Source organism: Staphylococcus sp. SA22, assembly GCF_054165785.1.
In genome coordinates this window covers 417,868-441,716 of sequence record NZ_JBSZQY010000001.1, presented here as the reverse complement: position 1 = coordinate 441,716, position 23,849 = coordinate 417,868, and the positions used below count along the sequence as shown (strand labels likewise).

Annotated in this window: 23 protein-coding genes; 20 read left to right on the top strand and 3 right to left on the bottom strand. The window is 32.3% G+C overall.

Translation table 11 applies throughout. The features are described 5' to 3' along the window. The first annotated feature begins 86 nt into the window (after positions 1 to 86). From pyrF to ACXQH5_RS02035, 4 genes are all read left to right on the top strand, one after another. A complete protein-coding gene (gene pyrF, locus ACXQH5_RS02050; RefSeq protein ID WP_000654072.1) occupies positions 87 to 779 on the top strand; it encodes an orotidine-5'-phosphate decarboxylase in 693 nt (230 codons plus the stop codon). Beyond that, positions 779 to 1,390 (top strand): orotate phosphoribosyltransferase, encoded by a 612-nt coding sequence (gene pyrE, locus ACXQH5_RS02045; protein WP_001040248.1) that lies wholly within the window; start codon positions 779 to 781, stop codon positions 1,388 to 1,390. The genes pyrF and pyrE overlap by 1 nt, the downstream gene beginning before the upstream one ends. A gap of 29 nt (positions 1,391 to 1,419) precedes the next feature. Further along, complete coding sequence (locus ACXQH5_RS02040; RefSeq protein WP_000998559.1) at positions 1,420 to 1,632, top strand: hypothetical protein; 213 nt, start codon at positions 1,420 to 1,422, stop codon at positions 1,630 to 1,632. Between the two features lie 436 nt (positions 1,633 to 2,068). Beyond that, on the top strand, positions 2,069 to 2,470 hold the full coding sequence (locus ACXQH5_RS02035; protein ID WP_000354184.1) for a VOC family protein: 402 nt from the start codon (positions 2,069 to 2,071) through the stop codon (positions 2,468 to 2,470). A gap of 463 nt (positions 2,471 to 2,933) precedes the next feature. Here ACXQH5_RS02035 and ACXQH5_RS02030 read toward each other — a convergent pair whose 3' ends face one another. After that, on the bottom strand, positions 2,934 to 4,631 hold the full coding sequence (locus ACXQH5_RS02030) for an Rqc2 family fibronectin-binding protein (protein ID WP_458066455.1): 1,698 nt from the start codon (positions 4,629 to 4,631) through the stop codon (positions 2,934 to 2,936). Between the two features lie 274 nt (positions 4,632 to 4,905). Here ACXQH5_RS02030 and gmk point away from each other — a divergent pair, with 274 nt between their 5' ends. The 5 genes from gmk to ACXQH5_RS02005 all read left to right on the top strand — a co-directional run bounded on the left by gmk (position 4,906) and on the right by ACXQH5_RS02005 (position 11,047). Further along, positions 4,906 to 5,529, top strand: a complete 624-nt coding sequence (gmk, locus tag ACXQH5_RS02025; protein WP_000368225.1) for a guanylate kinase — start codon at positions 4,906 to 4,908, stop codon at positions 5,527 to 5,529. Beyond that, complete coding sequence (gene rpoZ / locus ACXQH5_RS02020; RefSeq protein ID WP_115276616.1) at positions 5,529 to 5,747, top strand: DNA-directed RNA polymerase subunit omega; 219 nt, start codon at positions 5,529 to 5,531, stop codon at positions 5,745 to 5,747. The genes gmk and rpoZ overlap by 1 nt, the downstream gene beginning before the upstream one ends. 215 nt (positions 5,748 to 5,962) lie before the next feature. Further along, positions 5,963 to 7,162: a bifunctional phosphopantothenoylcysteine decarboxylase/phosphopantothenate--cysteine ligase CoaBC gene (gene coaBC, locus ACXQH5_RS02015; protein WP_000722166.1), complete on the top strand. Its 1,200-nt coding sequence runs from the start codon at positions 5,963 to 5,965 to the stop codon at positions 7,160 to 7,162. Continuing rightward, on the top strand, positions 7,162 to 9,570 hold the full coding sequence (gene priA, locus ACXQH5_RS02010) for a primosomal protein N' (protein ID WP_458066454.1): 2,409 nt from the start codon (positions 7,162 to 7,164) through the stop codon (positions 9,568 to 9,570). The genes coaBC and priA overlap by 1 nt, the downstream gene beginning before the upstream one ends. Before the next feature lie 505 nt (positions 9,571 to 10,075). Beyond that, positions 10,076 to 11,047 (top strand): hypothetical protein, encoded by a 972-nt coding sequence (locus tag ACXQH5_RS02005; RefSeq protein WP_000751707.1) that lies wholly within the window; start codon positions 10,076 to 10,078, stop codon positions 11,045 to 11,047. Between the two features lie 137 nt (positions 11,048 to 11,184). Here the strand turns inward: ACXQH5_RS02005 and ACXQH5_RS02000 are convergent, their stop codons facing one another. Next, complete coding sequence (locus ACXQH5_RS02000) at positions 11,185 to 11,388, bottom strand: TM2 domain-containing protein (RefSeq protein ID WP_001198024.1); 204 nt, start codon at positions 11,386 to 11,388, stop codon at positions 11,185 to 11,187. 298 nt (positions 11,389 to 11,686) lie between these two features. On the opposite strand from ACXQH5_RS02000, the gene ACXQH5_RS01995 reads away from it, so the two are divergent. From ACXQH5_RS01995 to ACXQH5_RS01955, 9 genes are all read left to right on the top strand, one after another. Next, positions 11,687 to 12,175 carry a peptide deformylase gene (locus ACXQH5_RS01995; RefSeq protein ID WP_000985283.1) on the top strand — a complete coding sequence of 163 codons (489 nt, stop codon included), beginning with the start codon at positions 11,687 to 11,689 and terminating at the stop codon, positions 12,173 to 12,175. Further along, positions 12,168 to 13,103, top strand: coding sequence for a methionyl-tRNA formyltransferase (gene fmt, locus ACXQH5_RS01990; RefSeq protein WP_000161279.1), 936 nt, complete (start codon positions 12,168 to 12,170; stop codon positions 13,101 to 13,103). The genes ACXQH5_RS01995 and fmt overlap by 8 nt, the downstream gene beginning before the upstream one ends. Beyond that, a complete protein-coding gene (gene rsmB / locus ACXQH5_RS01985; protein ID WP_000572246.1) occupies positions 13,100 to 14,407 on the top strand; it encodes a 16S rRNA (cytosine(967)-C(5))-methyltransferase RsmB in 1,308 nt (435 codons plus the stop codon). The genes fmt and rsmB overlap by 4 nt, the downstream gene beginning before the upstream one ends. 2 nt (positions 14,408 to 14,409) lie before the next feature. Beyond that, positions 14,410 to 15,504, top strand: coding sequence for a 23S rRNA (adenine(2503)-C(2))-methyltransferase RlmN (gene rlmN, locus ACXQH5_RS01980; protein ID WP_057504508.1), 1,095 nt, complete (start codon positions 14,410 to 14,412; stop codon positions 15,502 to 15,504). Between the two features lie 6 nt (positions 15,505 to 15,510). Beyond that, positions 15,511 to 16,254, top strand: a complete 744-nt coding sequence (locus tag ACXQH5_RS01975; RefSeq protein ID WP_000888487.1) for a protein-serine/threonine phosphatase Stp1 — start codon at positions 15,511 to 15,513, stop codon at positions 16,252 to 16,254. Next, complete coding sequence (gene pknB / locus ACXQH5_RS01970) at positions 16,251 to 18,245, top strand: serine/threonine protein kinase Stk1 (RefSeq protein WP_000579552.1); 1,995 nt, start codon at positions 16,251 to 16,253, stop codon at positions 18,243 to 18,245. The genes ACXQH5_RS01975 and pknB overlap by 4 nt, the downstream gene beginning before the upstream one ends. A 227-nt stretch (positions 18,246 to 18,472) precedes the next feature. Further along, positions 18,473 to 19,348, top strand: coding sequence for a ribosome small subunit-dependent GTPase A (gene rsgA, locus ACXQH5_RS01965; RefSeq protein WP_000847925.1), 876 nt, complete (start codon positions 18,473 to 18,475; stop codon positions 19,346 to 19,348). After that, the gene (gene rpe, locus ACXQH5_RS01960; RefSeq protein WP_000164340.1) at positions 19,349 to 19,993 is read left to right on the top strand and encodes a ribulose-phosphate 3-epimerase; all 645 of its coding nucleotides are present in this window, start codon (positions 19,349 to 19,351) and stop codon (positions 19,991 to 19,993) included. It abuts the gene before it with no gap. 6 nt (positions 19,994 to 19,999) lie between these two features. Further along, complete coding sequence (locus ACXQH5_RS01955) at positions 20,000 to 20,641, top strand: thiamine diphosphokinase (RefSeq protein ID WP_000547905.1); 642 nt, start codon at positions 20,000 to 20,002, stop codon at positions 20,639 to 20,641. 381 nt (positions 20,642 to 21,022) lie between these two features. On the opposite strand, the gene rpmB is transcribed toward ACXQH5_RS01955, so the two are convergent. Then, positions 21,023 to 21,211, bottom strand: coding sequence for a 50S ribosomal protein L28 (gene rpmB, locus ACXQH5_RS01950; protein WP_000517908.1), 189 nt, complete (start codon positions 21,209 to 21,211; stop codon positions 21,023 to 21,025). Between the two features lie 442 nt (positions 21,212 to 21,653). Between rpmB and ACXQH5_RS01945 the strand changes: the two genes are divergently transcribed. Both ACXQH5_RS01945 and fakA read left to right on the top strand, forming a co-directional pair. Next, on the top strand, positions 21,654 to 22,028 hold the full coding sequence (locus ACXQH5_RS01945; RefSeq protein WP_000171418.1) for an Asp23/Gls24 family envelope stress response protein: 375 nt from the start codon (positions 21,654 to 21,656) through the stop codon (positions 22,026 to 22,028). 14 nt (positions 22,029 to 22,042) lie between these two features. After that, entirely contained in the window at positions 22,043 to 23,689 is a 1,647-nt protein-coding gene (fakA, locus tag ACXQH5_RS01940; RefSeq protein WP_057504507.1) for a fatty acid kinase catalytic subunit FakA, read from the top strand. Positions 23,690 to 23,849: the final 160 nt, after the last annotated feature.

Here is a 23,849-nt window from a genome sequence, read left to right as displayed (position 1 = left end):
GCTGTAATTAACCATTTACTTAAAGAAGTTTATATTACAGCCTCATTATTTTAATGAATTTCTTAACGTAAAGGGAGACATATATGATGAAAGATTTACCAATTATTGCATTAGATTTTGAATCAAAAGAAAAAGTAAATCAATTTTTAGATTTATTTGATGAATCATTATTCGTAAAAGTAGGTATGGAACTTTTCTATCAAGAAGGTCCTCAATTAATTAATGAGATAAAAGAAAGAGGCCATGATGTATTTTTAGATTTAAAACTGCATGATATTCCTAATACAGTTGGTAAGGCGATGGAAGGACTAGCTAAATTGAATGTTGATCTGGTAAATGTTCATGCTGCTGGTGGCGTAAAAATGATGTCTGAGGCCATTAAAGGATTAAGAAAACATAATCAACATACAAAAATTATTGCAGTAACACAGCTTACGTCAACAACAGAAGACATGTTACGACGCGAACAAAATATACAAACATCGATTGAAGAGGCCGTTTTAAATTATGCCAAGTTAGCAAATGCAGCTGGTTTAGATGGCGTTGTTTGTTCACCTCTTGAAAGTCGTATGTTGACTGAAAAGTTAGGTACATCATTTTTAAAAGTAACACCAGGCATTAGACCTAAAGGTGCATCTCAAGATGACCAACACCGTATTACGACACCGGAAGAAGCAAGACAGCTTGGTTCGACGCATATTGTAGTCGGTAGACCGATTACACAAAGTGACAATCCAGTCGAAAGTTATCATAAAATTAAAGAAAGTTGGTTAGTATAATGGCTAAAGAAATTGCAAAATCATTATTAGATATTGAAGCTGTAACATTATCACCAAATGATTTATATACATGGAGTTCAGGCATTAAATCACCGATTTACTGTGATAACCGTGTTACGTTAGGTTATCCTTTAGTTCGAGGCGCAATCCGCGATGGTTTAATTAACTTAATTAAAGAACACTTTCCTGAAGTAGAAGTTATTTCTGGTACTGCAACAGCTGGTATTCCACATGCAGCTTTTATTGCTGAAAAATTAAAATTACCAATGAATTATGTTCGTTCATCAAATAAAAGTCATGGTAAGCAAAATCAAATCGAAGGTGCTAAAAGCGAAGGTAAAAAAGTAGTTGTGATAGAAGATTTAATTTCGACAGGGGGATCTTCAGTCACAGCAGTTGAAGCCTTAAAACAAGCAGGTGCAGAAGTATTAGGTGTTGTAGCTATCTTTACTTACGGTTTGAAAAAAGCAGATGATACATTTAGCAATATTCAACTGCCTTTTTACACTTTAAGTGATTACAATGAATTAATTGAAGTAGCTGAAAATGAAGGTAAAATTTCTAGTGAAGATATCCAAACATTAGTTGAATGGAGAGACAACTTAGCATAATATAGACACTAGAAGGAGGAATTCAACAAATGAATGACAAAACATCTAATGATTTATATGGGAAGATAAAACATTGTAACGAATTTATCAATCATTCAAATGATTCCAATCTATCTAGTAGTCACGATGTCGACGAAAGTTCAACGAAGCAAAAGCATATAAAAAATAAAACAACTATAAATCATAATGATGATTTATTTAAACATGTAAAGGATATATTACGTAAACAAGGACAAATTTAAAAACAAAAAAGCTATAGTGTTTAATATCAGGGGCTGCTTAACCGCATCCGAATATTACAAACACTATAGCTTTTATTATATAAAAAAATTATTAGCGGATAATTAACTTTATTAAAATCCAACCAATTAAGAATACGAGTAATAGGACTAATACTGGAATCACATAATGTAACATAACGTCCCTCCTTTAACTTAATTTTAATTGTAATCAAATTTGACAATAAGTCAAAACATTAATACCTATGATAAGTATCATTTATTAACATATGTATCATATTTTTAATCTTGCGTAATTTTTATCGTTAACTATGTGATTTAATCAACAGGCTAATAAGACATTTGTCATTCGTGCAAATAACGGTACGACGCGCTTTTGTCATTTTAATTATGTTAAGATAATAGTAGTTATAGAAGTTCAATCTATAGGAGGCATAGCATGGATATTCCAAAAATTACGACATTTTTAATGTTTAATAACCAAGCTGAAGAAGCTGTTAAACTATACACAAGCTTATTTGAAGATAGTGAGATTATAACAATGGCTAAGTATGGTGAAAATGGACCTGGTGATCCTGGGACTGTACAACACTCAATATTTACATTAAATGGACAAGTATTCATGGCGATTGATGCTAATAGTGGCACAGAATTACCAATGAATCCTGCGATTTCATTATTTGTTACAGTAAAAGATACTATTGAAATGGAACGACTATTTAATGGATTAAAAGATGAAGGTGCCATTTTAATGCCAAAAACGAATATGCCACCATACAGAGAGTTTGCTTGGGTTCAAGATAAGTTTGGAGTAAGTTTTCAATTAGCATTACCTGAGTAAAAGGATTCGTACAGCGTTGAATGATAAAGAAACACTTTTTCCCTTTATACTTAATTTTCTCAAGTTTACCGTCAAATATAATATTTTTATATTTCAAATCAAAGGTATTTAGTATAACATTGTTCATAGGCGCATTATCTCCTTTAGTTATTTGTTTAGGCACTTTTAATTATAGGGATAATTGCGCTTTTTTTATATTCAAAATCAAAAAATCGGACAGATGAAAAGTAAAATACTTTTTCCATCAGTCCGATTTATTATAGAACCATAAATCAATAGTAGTTCTTTATTATTTTAGTTTCACTCATTTTTAAAATCACAAAGATAATTTGTAACTTAAATGATGATGCGTTATTAAAAAACACGATACTTCGTTTCAATGAACGCATTAAATTAAAAAAAACACCTCGCAAAAGAAAGTAGGCCTTTCTTATGGTGAGGTGTTTATTTGTCGACAACTTGATTATGATTGTTTCATTTTTTGAATATGTTCATAATCAGGTGTAGCATACAAAGTTTTTTGATTGTCATATGTTACAAACCCAGGCTTTGCACCTGATGGTTTGTGCACATTTTTAATTAACGTGTAATCAACAGGTATTTGTCCAGAATTACCAGCTTTTGAAAAATATCCTGCTAACATAGCCGCTTCCTTGATTGTCGTATCACTTGGTGCATCATTAAATATAACGACATGTGAACCCGGAATATCTTTTGTGTGTAACCATGTGTGAGTTTTTTTAGCTTTTTTATTTGTTAAATAATCATTTTGCTTGTTATTCTTGCCAACATATATATCGTCGCCATCAGTTGATACATAATGTTGTAATTGAATCTGCTCTTTCTTTTTCTTAGTTTGATTTTTACGCTGTTTCATAAAGCCTTGTTCTGCTAATTCATCTCTAATTTCATCAATGTCATGGACAGAAATATGATGTAATTGTTGTTCGATTGTTGAAAAATAATCTATATTGTCTTTCGTCAATTGAATTTGATGTTGTAATTCACGTTCTCTCGTTTTCATACGATTATATTGTTTATAATAATATTGAGCATTTGCAGATGGGGATTTTGTAGGATTTAAAGGAATGACAACTTCTTCATTCGTATAATAATTCAATGCCGTTACTTCTTTATCGCCTTGCTTAATTCGATATATATTAGCAATGATCAATTCACCATATAACTGTTCAGTATCTTTATTTTTAGACTGCTCATATTCTTCAATCAACTTCGCTAATTTATTTTGATATTTGTGCAACTGCTGTTGAACAAATCGAACTAAATCATTCGCACGTTGTTTAACGCGTTCACGTTCGCCACGCGCATCATAAAAACGATCAAGTAAATCATTTAATGAATCGTACGTAACTGTATCATCATTAAATTGATTTAACTTTATAAAATAGAAATCCTCTTTACCTGTTTCATGATTTTTATGAAAAATAGGAGTAGGTGGTAACTTGGTTTCTGCCATTACTTCATCGAATGCTTCTGGTAATGTTGATGAAGTCATAAATTGACGACGATTAACGATTTCATTCGTAATTAAAGGGCTAAATCCTTCAAACTGATTCAATAATTGTTTAGCAATATTACCTGTGTTAAAATCGATATATTTCAACACCTCTGCACCTGTAATATCATACGGATTCATTTTGTGCTGAGTAGGTGGTGCTTCATAATTAAAACCTGGCATTACTGTACGATAGTGATTCGTATTTGGTGTTAAGTGTTTAAATCCTTCAATTATTTTGCGATTTTCATCTACTAAAATTAAGTTACTATGTTTACCCATAATCTCCAGGATGACAGTACGGTAAATAGTATCGCCAATTTCATCTTTACTCTTTATATCGATTTCAATACGACGATCATTACCAATTTGCTTAATCGATTCGATAATACCACCTTCTAAGTGTTTTCTAAAAACACGCGCAAACATGGGTGGATTAAATGGATTATCATATTTTTTTGTAGTCAATTGTAATCTTGAAAAGTTTGGATGGATTGACAATAACAATTGATGGTTTTGTCTATTTTGACGTACAACCATTAGTATCGTGTCATTATCAGGTTGATTGATTTTGTGAACGCGTCCAGTTGTTAAAAATTGTAAAGACTCAACCATTTTCTTTGTAAATAAGCCATCATAAGCCATAATTTATCTTCCACCTTCTTCATATCATTCGTTTCATTTTAACATGATTGTAACTTTTCGGTATAGTTATTGAATCATACATTATGCCACACATTTTACATTATCTAAAAGTTCGCAATTCAATTTATTTAATTAAAATTAATCGTGCAATATAACGATATTGTTAGACCTAATAGAAATTATGGCATGCAATTTCAAATATGCTATACAATATAAAGAACAATGTGATATCATATTTAAATAATAGAAGATTAGCTTAGAGAGGTCGTAAGGCATGGATAATGAAAAAGGATTGTTAATCGTTTTATCAGGACCATCTGGAGTAGGTAAAGGTACTGTTAGAAAACGAATATTTGAAGATCCAAGTACATCATATAAGTATTCTATTTCAATGACAACACGTCAAATGCGTGAAGGTGAAGTTGATGGCGTAGATTACTTTTTTAAAACTAGGGATGCGTTTGAAGCTTTAATTAAAGATGACCAATTTATAGAATATGCTGAATATGTAGGCAACTATTATGGTACACCAGTTCAATATGTTAAAGATACAATGGACGAAGGTCATGATGTATTTTTAGAAATTGAAGTAGAAGGTGCAAAGCAAGTTAGAAAGAAATTTCCAGATGCGTTATTTATTTTCTTAGCACCTCCAAGTTTAGATCACTTGAGAGAGCGATTAGTAGGTAGAGGAACAGAATCTGATGAGAAAATACAAAGTCGTATTAACGAAGCACGTAAAGAAGTCGAAATGATGAATTTATACGATTACGTTGTAGTTAATGATGAAGTAGAACTTGCGAAGAATAGAATTCAATGTATTGTAGAAGCTGAGCACTTAAAAAGAGAGCGCGTAGAAGCTAAGTATAGAAAAATGATTTTGGAGGCTAAAAAATAATGTTAAATCCACCATTAAACCAATTAACGTCACAAATTAAATCAAAGTATTTAATTGCAACAACTGCAGCGAAAAGAGCGTGTGAAATTGATGAACAACCTGAAACTGAATTATTAAGTGAATATCATTCATTTAAACCAGTTGGTAGAGCGTTAGAAGAAATTGCTGACGGTAAAATTCGCCCTGTTATTTCAAGTGATTATTATGGTAAAGAATAGTTTCGACCATTAAAAATATGTGAAGCAAGACGTACATCAAATACGTCAAGGCATATCCAAATCAAACGCACCTATGTAGGTGTGTTTTTTTAGTTTATCCAATGATTGATGTTATAATAATACTAAATTTGTATCTATAAAAAAGTAATGAGCATTTGTGCGCATATGATGATGTAAAGCGTAAATGTCATAGTGATATTTAAGGGAGATTGAATATGAAGAAAATTTTATTAGCCGTTACAGGTGGCATTGCGGCATATAAAGCGATTGATTTGACAAGTAAGTTAACACAATCTGGATATGAAGTTCGCGTTATGTTAACGAATCACGCGCAAAAATTTGTGACACCATTAGCATTTCAAGCAATAAGTCGAAATGCTGTTTATACAGATACTTTTATAGAAGAAAATCCTTCAGAAATACAGCATATTGCATTAGGTGATTGGGCAGATGCAATCATTGTTGCACCTGCAACGGCAAATACAATTGCAAAATTGAGTGTAGGTATTGCTGATGATTTGGTGACATCAACGTTGCTAGCAACAGAGACACCGAAATTTATTGCGCCTGCTATGAATGTGCATATGTATGAAAATAAACGTACGCAGCAAAATATTAATATTTTAAAAGAAGATGGGTATCATTTTATCGAACCAGGAAGCGGATTTCTAGCATGTGGTTATGTTGCTAAAGGACGTATGGAAGAACCGCTTCAAATCGTTTCTGTTATTGATGCTCATTTTCAAAATAGTAATCGTTTAGCTAATAGTTCATTTCAAGATAAACGAGCATTGGTCACAGCTGGACCAACTATTGAAGTTATCGATCCAGTCAGATTTGTATCCAATCGTTCTTCTGGAAAAATGGGTTATGCAATAGCTGAAGCATTACGAAATCGAGGAGCTATCGTGACGTTAGTTGCGGGTCCTACAACACTAGAGGATCCAAAAGATATTGAAGTTATTCATGTTCAAAGTGCTGAAGAAATGTTTGAACAAGTGACAAGCCGATTTGAAGAACAAGATATTGTTGTAAAAGCAGCAGCAGTATCTGACTATACACCGGTTGATGTATTAGAACATAAGATGAAAAAGCAGGATGGTGATTTGTCAGTATCTTTTAAACGTACTAAAGATATTCTTAAATATTTAGGTGAACATAAAACATCACAGTATTTAATAGGCTTTGCAGCAGAGACTGAAGATATTGAAAATTATGCACAACAAAAATTACGCAAGAAAAATGCAGATGTGATTATTTCAAATAATGTTGGGGATATGTCTATCGGATTTAGTTCTGATGATAATGAATTGACAATGCATTTTAAAAATAATGAAAAAGTAAATATCAAGAAAGGAAAAAAAGTAGTATTAGCTGCACAAATTTTAGATGAACTAGAAACTAGGTGGCAATAATGATAGCGAAAGTCATAGTCGATGTCGCGTCGAAGAGCGTTGACTATAAATTTGATTATATAATTCCCGAACAACTCGAATCTGTCATCCAACCTGGTGTGCGTGTGATTGTACCTTTTGGACCAAGAACGATTCAAGGTTATGTAATGGAAGTAACAGCAGAACCTGATGCACAACTTGACGTTTCGAAGTTAAAAAAAATCATAGAAGTGAAAGATATACAACCTGAATTAACATCAGAATTAATAGCTTTAAGTGAGTGGATGGGTTCAACTCATGTCATTAAACGTATTTCTATGCTAGAAGTGATGCTTCCGAGTGCTATTAAAGCGAAGTATAAAAAAGCATTTAAGATGAAAGATGACATAGAGCTACCTTCAGCTTTATTACAAAAATTTGATAAGCATGGTTACTATTATTATAAAGATGCGCAAAAAAATAATGATATTCAATTGCTTATGAAGTTGTTAAAAGATGATATCGTTGAAGAAAAAACGATTCTCACACAAAATATAACTAAAAAAACCAAGCGTGCTGTTCGTGTCATTGAAGGGTATCATCCTGATGAAGTATTAGCTAAGTTGGAGAAAGTTATTAAACAATACGATTTGTATGCTTACTTGTCTGAAGAACAACATAAAACAATATTTTTAACTGATATTGAGGATATGGGCTTTTCAAAATCCAGTTTAGATGGACTTATCAAAAAAGGTTATGTTGAAAAATATGACGCGGTTGTTGAAAGAGACCCATTTAAAGATCGTGTTTTCGAACAAGAATCAAAACAGCAATTAACAGAAGACCAATATAAAGCATATGAAGCGATTAAAGCTAAAATTGTAAGCCAAGAGCAAGAAACATTTTTACTTCATGGTGTGACGGGATCAGGTAAAACAGAAGTATATTTACAAACGATAGAAGATGTTTTAAGCCAAGGAAAACAGGCGATGATGTTAGTTCCTGAAATCGCTCTAACACCGCAAATGGTTTTACGCTTCAAACGTCGATTTGGTGATGACGTTGCTGTATTACATTCTGGCTTATCTAATGGGGAACGTTATGATGAGTGGCAAAAAATTAGGGATGGTCGTGCGAGAGTAAGTGTTGGTGCAAGGTCAAGTGTGTTCGCACCTTTCAAAAATTTAGGGTTAATCATCATTGATGAAGAACATGAATCTACATATAAGCAAGAAGATTATCCGAGATATCACGCAAGAGAAATTGCCCAATGGCGAAGTGAATATCATCACTGCCCAGTCATTTTAGGAAGTGCAACACCATGTCTTGAAAGTTATGCACGAGCTGAAAAAGGCGTTTATCATTTGCTATCATTATCAAACAGAGTGAACCAACAAGCTTTACCTGAAATTGATATAGTAGACATGCGTGAAGAATTGAGTGAAGGTAATCGGTCAATGTTTTCAAAAGATTTACGTGAAGCCATACAATTAAGATTAGATCGACAGGAACAAGTTGTTTTATTTTTAAATCGACGTGGTTATGCATCATTTATGTTATGTCGAGATTGTGGATATGTACCGCAATGTCCAAACTGTGACATTTCATTAACGTATCATAAAACGACAGACTTATTAAAATGTCACTATTGTGGTTACCAAGAGACGCCACCGAATCAATGTCCAAATTGTGAGAGTGAACACATTCGACAAGTAGGTATAGGAACACAAAAAGTTGAAGAACTATTGCAACAAGAATTTGAAGATGCGCGCATAATTAGGATGGATGTAGATACAACCTCAAAGAAAGGTGCACATGAAAAGTTATTGACTGAATTCGAAAAAGGTAACGGTGACATTTTACTAGGTACTCAGATGATTGCGAAAGGATTAGATTATCCAAACATTACTTTAGTTGGTGTGCTGAATGCAGATACAATGTTAAATTTACCTGATTTTCGGGCGAGCGAACGTACTTATCAACTATTAACGCAAGTGGCTGGTAGAGCTGGTCGTCATGAAAAGGCAGGTCAAGTCATCATTCAAACGTATAATCCAGACCATTATTCAATATTGGATGTTCAAAAAAATGATTATTTAACATTTTATCGTCAGGAAATGGAATATCGTAAATTAGGAAAGTATCCACCGTATTATTATTTGATTAATTTCACAATCTCACATAAAGAAATGAAGAAGGTTATGGAAGCATCACAGCATGTTCATAAAATTTTATTACAGCATTTAACAGAAAAAGCGCTTGTACTAGGTCCATCTCCGGCAGCACTTGCGAGAATCAACAATGAATTTAGATTCCAAATTTTAGTGAAATATAAAAGTGAACCTGGATTATTACAAGCCATTCAATTTTTAGATGACTATTACCATGAAAAATTTATAAAAGAAAAATTAGCATTGAAGATTGATATTGATCCACAGATGATGATGTAACATTACTAATTATTAGAAACAAGTTCAGTATGTACGAGTATTTGAACCAGTCTTTGAATATTTACTTTAAGGGCAGAAAAAGGGCAGAATATACAACTGTTAACCATTTAAATTAGCAGTTTATATTCTGTCTTTTTATATGGCTTTATAACTTACGTGATTTTGATTTGATTAGGGATTTATTAGTATTTTCATTTATGAATTCTGATTTTAATGTAAGTACCATACTTACTGATAAACAAAAGTACTAATGATTAAGCAAACTATTTTTTAATGGCAAATTGAAATAGTGCAAATTTTACGCTTATAAATTAATGGTTATAAACTATTTTATATCTATCTATGTTTTAATTACTTAAATTATTAGACAAAACAATTTCCTTAAATTATCAATTAAAGTATTTAAAAATATTGATGGTTAATGTAAAATATCAATATAAATAAGTTTTTTAAATTTATGTATGTTTATTTGATTCAAACAAAATAACTTAAGAGGAGAAAGTTTATGAAAAAGACACTGGGATGTTTACTTTTAATTATGCTTTTAGTCGTAGCAGGTTGTTCGTTTGGTGGGAATCATAAATTATCATCAAAGAAATCAGAAGAATCAAAACAAGAAACTGTAAAAAAAGAATCGGAAGAAGAGAAAGACCCAGAAGTTGCACACTATAAAAAAAATAAGGAAAAAATATCGAAAGTTAAAGCAGTACCTGTTTTAGAAAAGATAGAACCATTTATAACCGAAAAGACATTTATGAATAGCACAGGTATGCAAGGGTGGAAAGATTATAAATCTTTAATGAATCAAGTGAAGTTAGCAGATTATAATTTTACAAAAGAGTCTAAAGGTGCTTCAATGGAAGATGTTGATAAGTTTTTTAAAAATAAAAAAGGTGTAAAACGTAAAGAAGTTACTACTTATGATGGTTTGAAACAAGTTAACTATTGGTATGTAGATAAAAGTGGTAAAAAAATTGGTGGTTCAGACACACCTGTTTTTTATGCTGAAATTTTAACGAAGTATAAAGATGGAAAGTTGATTTATGCATCAGTTGAACCTGGATCATATTCATATTCAAATAAGAATGCGGTAAATCTAGATAAAGTTGAAGAACTTGATGATTTAAGTATGTTCTCTAATCTGAAAGATCCTAAACCAGTACCATATAGTGTTGCTCAAATGGAAATATCAAGCGTCCCAGTTACAAGTGTATCTTTCGTAACAAAGGGAGGGAATCATAAAGATACTAATCCAGAGAAAGAACAAGTTGATATGCCACAACTAGCTTATTTAACTGTTTCACCACAGCTATACCATGATAAAGAGCATCCAGATCCGCATATAATTGGATTAGTTGCCTTGCCATACTTAAATGCATCTAGAGATTTTGGGAACGCGCATTACTCTGTTTTAAATAATCTTTCAAAAGAAATGAAAGAGAAATTAGCGAGTCGTTCATTGGACCTTGATAAATAGTGTACTACATTAAATAATCGCAATAATAATCCCGATAAACAATCAGCATTACTGCTTATCATATAGAGTTCGTAATAACTATAACTCTATGATTCGCAATTAATAAATGATTGTCATCGGGATTTATTTTTATCCATTTATAAAGTGACATTACCTTGTTCATCTGCAGGTTTGAAAACAGTAATCACTGCACTAATAATTGCTAAAATGTGTGGGATACCTGTCCAACAGAATATTAAGTGTAGAATACCTTGCATATTTTTGCCGGCATAAAATTTATGAATACCAAAACTACCTAAGAACAATGCTAATAAAATATAAATAACTTTGTTTACTTGCATTTCTTTCCCTCCAGTTGAATTGCTTATAATGACATTAGCTTCTCTGTTTATTATACCCACTTTTAGTTTAAACATTCTAGTTTAAGCATTCCCAATCATCTAAATTTCAGTTATTCAATCCTTACAATAAATTTAGGATTACACTTCAGTTGCATTGTATTATTTTACGTGTGAAATATACGTAATGAATCACATGACAATCTTTAAATTGAAAAATATACATTCTATGATGTAAGGTCGCATTTTTAATATATTTACGTTATAATGGTTTGATGAATTTTATTGAGGAGTAAGAGCTATGGCGATTAAAAAGTTAGTACCAGCATCGCATCCTATTTTAACGAAAAAAGCGCAAGCAGTTATAAAATTTGATGATTCGTTAAAAAGATTATTACAAGATTTAGAAGATACAATGTATGCACAAGAAGCTGCTGGCTTATGTGCACCTCAAATTAATCAGTCATTGAAAGTGGCAATCATTGATATGGAAATGGAAGGATTATTACAACTTGTTAATCCGAAAATTATTAGTCAATCAAATGAAACGATAACAGACTTAGAAGGTTCAATTACATTGCCAAATGTTTACGGCGAAGTGACAAGAAGTAAAATGATCGTTGTCGAAAGTTATGACGTCAATGGGAACAAAGTTGAACTAACTGCACATGAAGATGTAGCAAGAATGATTTTGCATATTATAGATCAAATGAACGGTATCCCTTTTACAGAACGTGCGGACCGTATTTTAACAGATAAAGAAGTGGAGGCATATTTTATAAATGACTAAAATAATATTTATGGGTACACCAGACTTTTCAACAACTGTTTTAGAAATGCTTATTGCAGAACATGATGTCATTGCAGTCGTAACGCAACCAGATCGACCTGTTGGACGCAAACGTGTTATGACACCACCACCAGTTAAAAAAGTTGCAATGAAACATGATTTACCTGTATATCAGCCTGAAAAATTAAGTGGATCAGAAGAATTAGAACAATTGCTTCAATTAGATGTAGATTTAATTGTAACTGCTGCTTTTGGACAATTATTACCTGAATCATTGTTGGCATTACCAAAACTTGGCGCAATTAATGTACATGCATCATTGTTACCGAAGTATAGAGGTGGTGCACCAATTCATCAGGCAATTATCGATGGTGAACAAGAAACCGGCATAACAATTATGTATATGGTTAAAAAATTAGATGCGGGTAATATTATTTCGCAACAAGCAATTAAAATAGAAGAAAATGATAATGTCGGTACGATGCATGATAAATTAAGTGTATTAGGGGCAGATTTATTAAAAGAAACTTTACCATCTATTATAGTGGGCACAAATGAAAGTGTACCTCAAGATGATACGCAAGCAACATTTGCTTCCAATATTCGACGCGAAGATGAGCGAATTAGCTGGAATAAACCAGGAAGACAAGTGTTTAATCAAATTCGAGGATTATCACCATGGCCAGTTGCTTATACAACTATGGATGACACTAACTTGAAAATATACGATGCTGAACTCGTTGAGACTAATAAGATAAACGAGCCCGGAACAATTATAGAAACGACTAAAAAAGCCATTATTGTTGCTACAAATGATAATGAAGCTGTTGCAATTAAAGATATGCAATTGGCTGGGAAAAAGAGAATGTTAGCTGCCAATTATTTAAGTGGTGCGCAAAACACACTAGTAGGGAAGAAACTTATATGATAGAAAACGTGAGAAGTCTTGCTTTTGACACGATTCAAGATATATTAAATGAAGGTGCGTATAGTAACTTGCGTATCAATGAAGTGTTGTCAGAAAATGAATTAAATGTAATGGATAAAGCTTTATTTACAGAAATTGTCTACGGAACCGTTAAAAGAAAATATACGTTAGATTTTTATTTAAAGCCTTTTGTGAAAACAAAGATTAAGGCATGGGTTAGGCAATTATTATGGATGAGTATTTATCAATATGTTTATTTAGATAAAGTTCCAAATCACGCCATCATTAATGAAGCAGTTGAAATAGCAAAAGAACGAGGTGGCTATCACAACGGAAATGTCGTAAATGGCATTTTACGAACAATGATGCGTAGTGACTTACCTGATTTTAATGAAATTGCAGATCCTAAAAAAAGAATGGCAATCGAGTATAGTATGCCGAAGTGGATTATAGATCATTGGGCAACACATTTTGGTCTCGAAGAAACTGAAACAATTTTACAGTCATTTTTAGAAACGACATCAACAACTGTGCGTGCCAACCTGACGCGAGCATCATTAGATGATATTATTGAAAAGTTGCAAGACGAAGGTTATAACGTTGAAAAAGATCATGACTTACCTTATTGTCTCCATATAGGAGGACAACCAATTATTCATTCTCGTTCATTTAAAGATGGATTCGTTTCAATTCAAGATAAAAGCTCAATGTTTGTTGCGCACATTATGAATGTAGACCGACATGATCACGTATTAGATGCATGTAGTGCACCTGGCGGTAAGGCTTGTCACATTGCTGAAGTTTTAATGCCGGAAGGGCAAGTTGACGCTTCAGATATACATGATCACAAAATAGACTTAATTAATTTTAATATAAAAAAATTACGATTAACAAATATTAAAGCTTTTCAACATGATGCGACAAAACCTTATGATAAAACATACGATAAGATACTTGTTGATGCACCATGTAGCGGATTAGGTGTTATGAGACACAAGCCAGAGATTAAATATACTCAAAGCAAACAACATATTGAGTCACTAGTTGATTTACAGCTTGAAATATTGGAAAATGTAAAAAACAATGTAAAAATAGGTGGCGAAATCATCTATTCAACATGTACAATTGAGCAACTAGAAAATGAAAACGTGATTTATACGTTTTTGAAAAATAATAAAAACTTCGAATTTGAACCGTTTCAACATCCGATAACTGGAGAGTTGGTCAAAACGTTACAAATCATGCCGCAAGACTTTAATTCAGATGGATTCTTTATCACTAAGATAAAAAGAAAGGACAATTAGGAATGATAACTGCTGAAAAGAAAAAGAAGAATAAATTTCTTCCAAATTTTGACAAGCAATCAATATATTCATTGCGATTTGACGAAATGCAAAACTGGCTCGTTGAACAAGGTCAACAAAAATTTCGAGCGAAACAGATTTTTGAATGGTTATATCAAAAAAGAGTAGATTCGATTGATGAAATGACGAACTTATCGAAAGGCTTACGACAGCTTTTAAAAGATAACTTTACTGTTACAACTTTAACAACTGTAGTAAAACAAGAAAGTAAAGACGGTACAATTAAATTTTTATTTGAATTACAAGATGGCTATACAATTGAAACTGTTTTAATGAGACATGATTATGGAAATTCAGTATGTGTAACGACACAAGTAGGTTGTCGTATCGGATGTACGTTTTGTGCTTCTACACTTGGCGGTTTAAAAAGAAACCTTGAAGCTGGCGAAATTGTTTCACAAGTTTTAACAGTTCAAAAAGCCCTTGATGCTACAGAAGAGCGCGTATCTCAAATTGTCATAATGGGTATCGGTGAACCATTTGAAAATTATGATGAAATGATGGACTTTTTAAGAATCGTCAATGATGATAACAGTTTAAATATTGGTGCACGTCACATTACAATATCAACATCAGGTATCATTCCTAGAATATATGACTTTGCGGATGAAGATATCCAAATTAATTTTGCTGTAAGCTTACACGCCGCAAAAGATGAAGTGCGATCACGCTTGATGCCAATTAACCGTGCATATAATGTTGAGAAGTTAATCGAAGCAATTCAATATTATCAAGAAAAAACAAATCGTCGTGTTACTTTTGAATATGGTCTGTTTGGTGGTGTGAATGACCAACTAGAACATGCAAGAGAATTAGCACATTTAATAAAAGGCTTAAACTGCCATGTTAACTTAATTCCTGTCAACCATGTTCCAGAAAGAAATTATGTAAAAACAGCTAAAAATGATATCTTTAAATTTGAAAAAGAATTAAAGAGACTAGGAATTAATGCCACAATACGTCGTGAACAAGGTTCAGATATTGACGCAGCTTGTGGTCAATTAAGAGCAAAGGAACGACAAGTAGAAACGAGGTAAAGACAAATGCTAGAGGCACAATTTTTTACTGATACTGGACAACATAGAGATAAGAATGAAGATGCGGGTGGTATTTTTTATAATCAAACTAATCAACAACTTTTAGTTCTGTGTGATGGTATGGGCGGCCATAAAGCAGGAGAAGTTGCAAGTAAATTTGTTACAGATGAGTTGAAATCCCGTTTTGAAGCGGAAAATCTTATAGAAGAACATCAAGCTGAAAATTGGTTGCGTAATAATATAAAAGATATAAATTTTCAGTTATATCACTATGCACAAGAAAATGCAGAATATAAAGGTATGGGTACAACATGTGTTTGTGCACTTGTTTTTGAAAAATCAGTTGTGATAGCAAATGTCGGTGATTCTAGAGCCTATGTTATTAATAGTCGACAAATTGAACAAATTACTAGTGATCACTCATTTGTTAATCATCTTGTTTTAACGGGTCAAATTACGCCGGAAGAAGCATTTACACATCCACAACGTAATATTATTACGAAGGTGATGGGCACAGATAAACGTGTGAGTCCAGATTTGTTTATTAAGCGATTAAATTTTTATGATTATTTATTATTAAATTCAGATGGATTAACTGATTATGTTAAAGACAATGAAATTAAGCGTTTGTTAGTAAAAGAAGGTACAATAGAAGGTCATGGTGATCAATTAATGCAATTGGCATTAGATAACCATTCGAAAGATAACGTTACTTTCATACTCGCGGCTATTGAAGGTGATAAAGTATGATAGGTAAAATAATAAATGAACGATATAAAATTGTAGATAAGCTTGGCGGCGGTGGCATGAGTACCGTTTATCTTGCAGAAGATACGATACTTAACATTAAAGTTGCAATTAAGGCGATTTTTATACCACCTAGAGAAAAAGAAGAAACATTAAAACGTTTTGAACGAGAAGTACATAACTCATCACAGCTATCACATCAAAATATAGTAAGTATGATCGATGTTGATGAAGAAGATGACTGTTACTACTTAGTAATGGAATATATTGAAGGTCCGACTTTGTCTGAGTATATAGAAAGTCATGGGCCATTAAGTGTTGACACGGCGATTAATTTTACGAATCAAATATTGGATGGCATTAAACATGCACATGATATGCGTATTGTACATAGAGATATTAAGCCACAAAATATATTAATTGACAGCAATAAAACGTTGAAAATATTTGATTTTGGAATTGCTAAAGCTTTAAGTGAGACGTCTTTAACTCAGACTAATCATGTGTTAGGTACTGTGCAGTACTTTTCGCCAGAACAAGCAAAAGGTGAGGCAACGGATGAATGTACAGATATTTATTCTATAGGTATTGTGTTATATGAAATGCTTGTTGGTGAACCACCATTTAATGGAGAAACTGCAGTTAGCATTGCGATTAAACATATTCAGGATTCTGTGCCAAATGTGACAACAGATGTACGTAAGGATATTCCGCAATCTTTAAGTAATGTCATTTTACGCGCTACAGAAAAAGACAAAGCGAATCGTTACAAAACAATTCAAGAAATGAAAGATGATTTGAGTAGTGTTTTACATGAAAATCGAGCGAATGAAGACGTCTATGAACTCGATAAAATGAAAACGATAGCGGTACCTTTGAAAAAAGAAGATCTAGCAAAGCATATTAGTGAACATAAGTCGAATCAACCTAAACGTGAAACGACGCAAGTACCTATTGTAAATGGGCCTGCTCATCATCAGCAATTCCAAAAGCCAGAAGGTATGTTGTATGAACCAAAACCTAAAAAGAAATCAACACGAAAGATTGTGCTCTTATCACTAATCTTTTCGTTGTTAATGATTGCACTTGTTTCTTTTGTGGCAATGGCAATGTTTGGTAATAAATACGAAGAGACACCTGATGTAATCGGGAAATCTGTAAAAGAAGCAGAGCAAATATTCAATAAAAATAATCTGAAATTAGGTAAAATTTCTAGAAGTTATAGTGATAAATATCCTGAAAATGAAATTATTAAGACAACCCCTAATACAGGTGAACGTGTTGAACGTGGTGACAGTGTTGATGTTGTTATATCAAAAGGCCCTGAAAAGGTTAAAATGCCAAATGTCATTGGTTTACCTAAGGAGGAAGCCTTACAGAAATTAAAATCGTTAGGTCTTAAAGATGTTACGATTGAAAAAGTATATAATAATCAAGCACCAAAAGGATACATTGCAAATCAAAGTGTAACCGCAAATACTGAAATCGCTATTCATGATTCTAATATTAAACTATATGAATCTTTAGGCATTAAGCAAGTTTATGTAGAAGACTTTGAACATAAATCCTTTAGCAAAGCTAAAAAAGCCTTAGAAGAAAAAGGATTTAAAGTTGAAAGTAAAGAAGAGTATAGCGACGATATTGATGAGGGTGATGTAATTTCTCAATCTCCAAAAGGGAAATCAGTAGATGAGGGGTCAACGATTTCGTTTGTTGTTTCTAAAGGTAAAAAAAGCGACTCATCAGATGTCAAAACGACAACTGAATCGGTAGATGTACCATACACTGGTAAAAATGATAAGTCACAAAAAGTTAAAGTTTATATTAAAGATAAAGATAATGACGGTTCAACTGAAAAAGGTAGTTTCGACATTACTAGTGATCAACGTATAGACATTCCTTTAAGAATTGAAAAAGGAAAAACAGCAAGTTATATTGTTAAAGTAGACGGTAAAACTGTAGCTGAAAAAGAAGTCAGCTATGATGATATTTAAATATAATTGAAGTAAATGTACCGAGGTTTCTATTTAGAAGTCTCGGTATTTTTATATTGAGATTGCGGTAGTTTTAAAATGCTTCATGTCATCATATACAGGTGAGCATTGTCTATGAATTCTGTTTCACTCCCGCAATATTTATATCATTTGAAATGATCATTTATATATTAATTTTCCAGTCTTTGATATAATAAATGCAGTAAAATTAATCGAGAGGTGCCATTTTGAAGACAGGTCGAATAGTGAAATCAATTAGTGGGGTATATCAAGTAGACGTTAATGGCGAACGTTTCAATACAAAACCACGAGGATTATTTAGAAAGAAAAAATTTTCACCGGTAGTTGGAGATATAGTGGAATTTGATGTACAAAACATTAACGAAGGCTATATTCATCAAGTGTATGAGCGGAAAAATGAGTTGAAAAGACCACCTGTAAGTAATATAGATACACTAGTAATTGTAATGAGTGCTGTCGAGCCAAATTTTTCAACGCAATTATTAGATCGATTTTTAGTTATTGCACATTCGTATCAGTTAAATGCGAGAATTTTGGTGACAAAAAAAGATAAAACACCAATTGAAAAGCAGCTCGAAATTAATGAGTTGTTGAAAATATATGAAAATATTGGCTATGAGACTGAATTTATTGGAAATGATGATGATCGGAAAAAAATTGTAGAAGCTTGGCCAGCTGGACTTATAGTACTTAGTGGTCAATCAGGTGTCGGTAAGTCCACTTTCTTAAATCATTATCGTCCAGAACTTAATCTTGAGACAAATGATATATCAAAATCATTAAATCGAGGAAAGCATACTACAAGACATGTCGAACTATTCGAACGTCAAAACGGTTATATTGCAGACACACCTGGATTCAGTGCTTTAGATTTTGATCATATAGATAAAGATGAAATAAAAGATTATTTTCTTGAATTAAATCGATATGGTGAAACATGTAAGTTTAGAAATTGTAATCATATCAAAGAACCTAATTGTAATGTTAAGCATCAATTAGAGATAGGGAATATTGCGCAATTTAGATACGACCATTATTTACAACTATTTAATGAAATTTCAAATAGAAAGGTTAGATATTAAATGACAAAACTATATCCATCATTATTATCTGTTGATTTTTTGGTTTTACAACATGAATTAAAACGACTTGAAGAAGCAGGTGTCGACGGGGTTCATTTTGATGTTATGGATGGTCAATTTGTGCCTAATATATCTATTGGTTTACCAATATTAGATGCAGTAAGAAAAGGCACAACATTACCTATAGACGTACATTTGATGATTGAAAATCCAGAAAAGTATATTGCATCATTTGCAGAACATGGTGCCGATATGATTTCAATTCATGTCGAATCAACGCCTCATATCCATCGTGCTATTCAAATGATTAAACATTTAGATAAAAAAGCTGGTGTAGTAATTAATCCTGGTACACCAATATCACAAATTGAACCTATTTTAGACATTGTTGATTATGTACTGGTGATGACAGTTAACCCAGGGTTTGGTGGTCAATCATTTATTGATCAATGCGTAGAAAAAATAGCGGGTCTTAATGCTATTAAAATGGAACGTCAATTAAACTTTGATATTGAAGTTGATGGAGGCGTAAATACCGATACTGCGAAAGTATGTGTTGAAAATGGTGCTACAATGCTAGTAACAGGTTCATTTTTCTTTAAACAAGAGGATTATAAAAAAGTCACACAAGCATTGAAAGGTTGAGTGTATATGCATATAAATTTATTATGTTCTGATCGACACTTGCCGCAAGATATTTGGGCCAAAAGTAATGAAGGTAAATGGGGCGGCGTTGATAGAGGTGCTTTGATTTTATTGAAGCATCAAATTATCCCTTTTTTCTCAGTAGGAGACTTTGATTCAGTCAGTAAAGAAGAACGCCAACTTCTAACAGAACAGTTACAAATCAAACCTGTTCAAGCTGAAAAAGCTGATACGGATTTAGCTTTAGCGGTTGATAAAGCTGTTGCACTTGGATTTGATAGTATTACAATTTATGGTGCAACAGGCGGACGATTAGATCACTTTTTTGGGGCAATTCAGTTATTATTGAAAAAAGCATATTATAAACATGATGTTCATATAGAAGTTATCGATCAACAAAATAAAATTGAATTATTGCCTAAAGGTCAACATACAGTTGAAAAAGATAAGAGTTATCCGTACATTTCATTTATACCGATGACTGATGATGTAGAACTTTCTCTAGCAGGTTTTAAATATAATTTAGCTAGACAAATGCTTAATATAGGTTCTACTTTAACTATTTCAAATGAAATTGAGTCTTTGCAAGCGAAAGTAACTGTACACGATGGGTTGATTTTGCAAATTAGAAGTACAGATTTAAATTGAGTATATACAAATTTGTGAAGATTTTTAATAAAGTGCATGAGGTATCTAATAAAGTGACGTTTATAGTATAGAATTTATAGCATAATAATAGATGAATCACGCTGTAATTAATGAAGATTATGGCGTGATTTATTATTGAAAGGAAAATTGTAGGTCCTAGTACATTGATTAATGTGCCAAAATCGATATTGAACCCATAAGTCCAATTTGACAGAGAACCATTATTAAACGTTTTAACCAAATTATATTGATATTTCGAATTTCACTATGAACCATTATGTATTGTTTTGTAACAAAAAAAGAACTAAGAGGTTGAGCTCTTAGTTCTTAAGTAAATGCATCCTCCACATAAGGTCACATTTTTTATGTGCAATATATTTATTAAACTCTAGTTACTTTACCAGATTTTAAAGCACGTGCAGAAACCCAAACTTTTTTAGGTTTACCGTCAACTAGGATTCTAACTTTTTGAAGATTAGCGTTCCATCTACGTTTAGTAGAGTTTAAAGCGTGTGAACGTCTGTTACCAGTCGAAGCTTTACGACCTGTTACGAAACATTGTTTACCCATATGAGTACCTCCTTTAATAAATATAAATACACATAACTACTTATATACTTAACTAAGATAGCATAGTTTCATTTGAAAAACAATGAATAATTTTCACATAAAAGTCAAAAATACTGAGTTTTGTGATATAATTGTAGACTGTGAAGTTATGTAGTATGATATTTTAGAGAAATAAGTGAATGAAACATTTAAACTTTTTATTTAATGATACTACATCTATTAAAAGAAAACGCCTATAGATAATCGTCATGAGTGTAAATTCAGTTTACTCAAAATATAATAGGTGATTTAAGCGTAAGTCATTCTGATAAGTTGTACCATTGATATTTTATAAAAATAATCAATGAAACTTAAAGCGTTTATGACTACACTAAGTGGTAAAATTTTAAAAGTGATTAGGGAAAACGAATAATAAACTTTGAAATTTAGGAGGGACAAAGATATGACATTAGAGATTTCAAATGATTACGGTAAAATTGATATTTCAAACGAAGTGATTGCTTCGGTTGTAGGTGGAAAGGCCGTTGAATGTTATGGTATTGTAGGTATGGCATCTAGACAACAAGTTAGAGATGGTATTGCGGAAATACTAGGACATGAAAATTATGCTAAAGGCATCAAAGTAACTGAAAATAATGGTGTAGTGGATATAGATATGTACATTATTGTAAGTTACGGTGTGAAAATATCTGAAGTTGCCAATAATGTACAATCAACAGTGAAATATACTTTGGAAAAATCACTTAATGTATCAGTAAATTCAATCAATATATATGTACAAGGTGTACGTGTGAATAATACAGGCAAGAAAGCTTAGGAGGACAACTTGAAATGATTAGCAAAATTAATGGTAAATTATTTGCCGATATGATTATACAAGGGGCACAAAATTTATCTAACAATGCAGATTTGGTAGATTCTTTGAATGTGTATCCAGTGCCAGATGGTGATACAGGAACAAATATGAATCTTACTATGACTTCAGGTCGCGAAGAAGTAGAGAATAATTTGTCGAAAAATATCGGCGAATTAGGTAAAACATTCTCGAAAGGTTTACTAATGGGTGCAAGAGGTAACTCTGGTGTCATCTTGTCACAATTATTCAGAGGATTTTGTAAAAATATTGAAAGTGAATCTGAAATTAATTCAAAATTGTTAGCTGAAAGTTTTCAAGCTGGTGTTGAAACGGCATATAAAGCTGTTATGAAACCAGTTGAAGGTACAATACTTACAGTTGCAAAAGATGCTGCGCAAGCTGCAGTAGAAAAAGCAAATAATACTGAAGATTGTATAGAATTAATGGAGTACATTATTGTAAAAGCCAATGAATCACTTGAAAACACACCAAACTTATTAGCTGTACTTAAAGAAGTTGGTGTTGTTGATAGTGGTGGTAAAGGTTTGTTATGCGTTTACGAAGGATTCTTAAAAGCGCTTAAAGGTGAAAAAGTTGAAGCCAAAGTTGCAAAGCTAGATAAAGATGAATTTGTACATGATGAACATGATTTCCATGGTGTAATTAATACTGAAGATATTATTTATGGCTATTGTACTGAAATGATGGTTCGTTTTGGAAAGAATAAAAAAGCCTTTGATGAACAAGAATTCAGGCAAGATATGAGTCAATTTGGTGATTCTTTATTAGTCATTAATGATGAAGAAATTGTGAAAGTTCACGTGCATACCGAATATCCAGGTAAAGTGTTTAATTATGGTCAACAATATGGTGAATTAATTAAACTTAAGGTTGAAAATATGAGAGAACAGCACCGTGAAGTGATTCGAAAAGAACAGCACACAGCTAAACCGAAAATGGAAACGGTTGAAACAGCAATTATTACTATTTCTATGGGTGAAGGTATTTCAGAGATATTTAAATCAATGGGTGCCACACATATCATTAGTGGTGGACAAACGATGAATCCTTCTACAGAAGATATCGTTAAAGTCATTGAACAATCAAAATGTAAACGTGCAATTATTTTACCGAATAATAAAAATATCTTAATGGCAAGTGAACAAGCAGCGAGTATTGTTGATGCAGAAGCAGTTGTTATTCCAACGAAATCTATTCCTCAAGGTATAAGCGCACTATTCCAATATGATGTGGACGCAACACTTGAAGAAAATAAAGCGCAAATGGCTGATTCAGTAAATAACGTTAAATCTGGTTCATTAACGTACGCTGTTCGTGATACGAAAATTGATGGCGTTGAGATTAAAAAAGACGCCTTTATGGGCTTGATTGAAGATAAGATTGTAAGCAGCCAAAGTGATCAATTAACAACGGTTACTGAGTTGTTAATTGAGATGTTAGCAGAAGATAGTGAAATATTTACTGTGATTATTGGTCAAGATGCAGAGCAAGCAGTTACAGATAACATGATAAACTGGATCGAAGAGCAATATCCAGATGTAGAAGTGGAAGTTCATGAAGGTGGACAACCAATTTATCAATATTTCTTTTCAGTAGAATAAAAATTTAAAATAAAAAACTACCAATGATAAATCATCAGTTGGTAGTTTTTTATTTTTCTATTTTAGTGAGATAGCGGGTTAAAAGTATCATTCTCGAGTTGCTAACAATGTCATGTTCAACTTAGTCATGATAAAATAAATAACATACTAAATGATACGT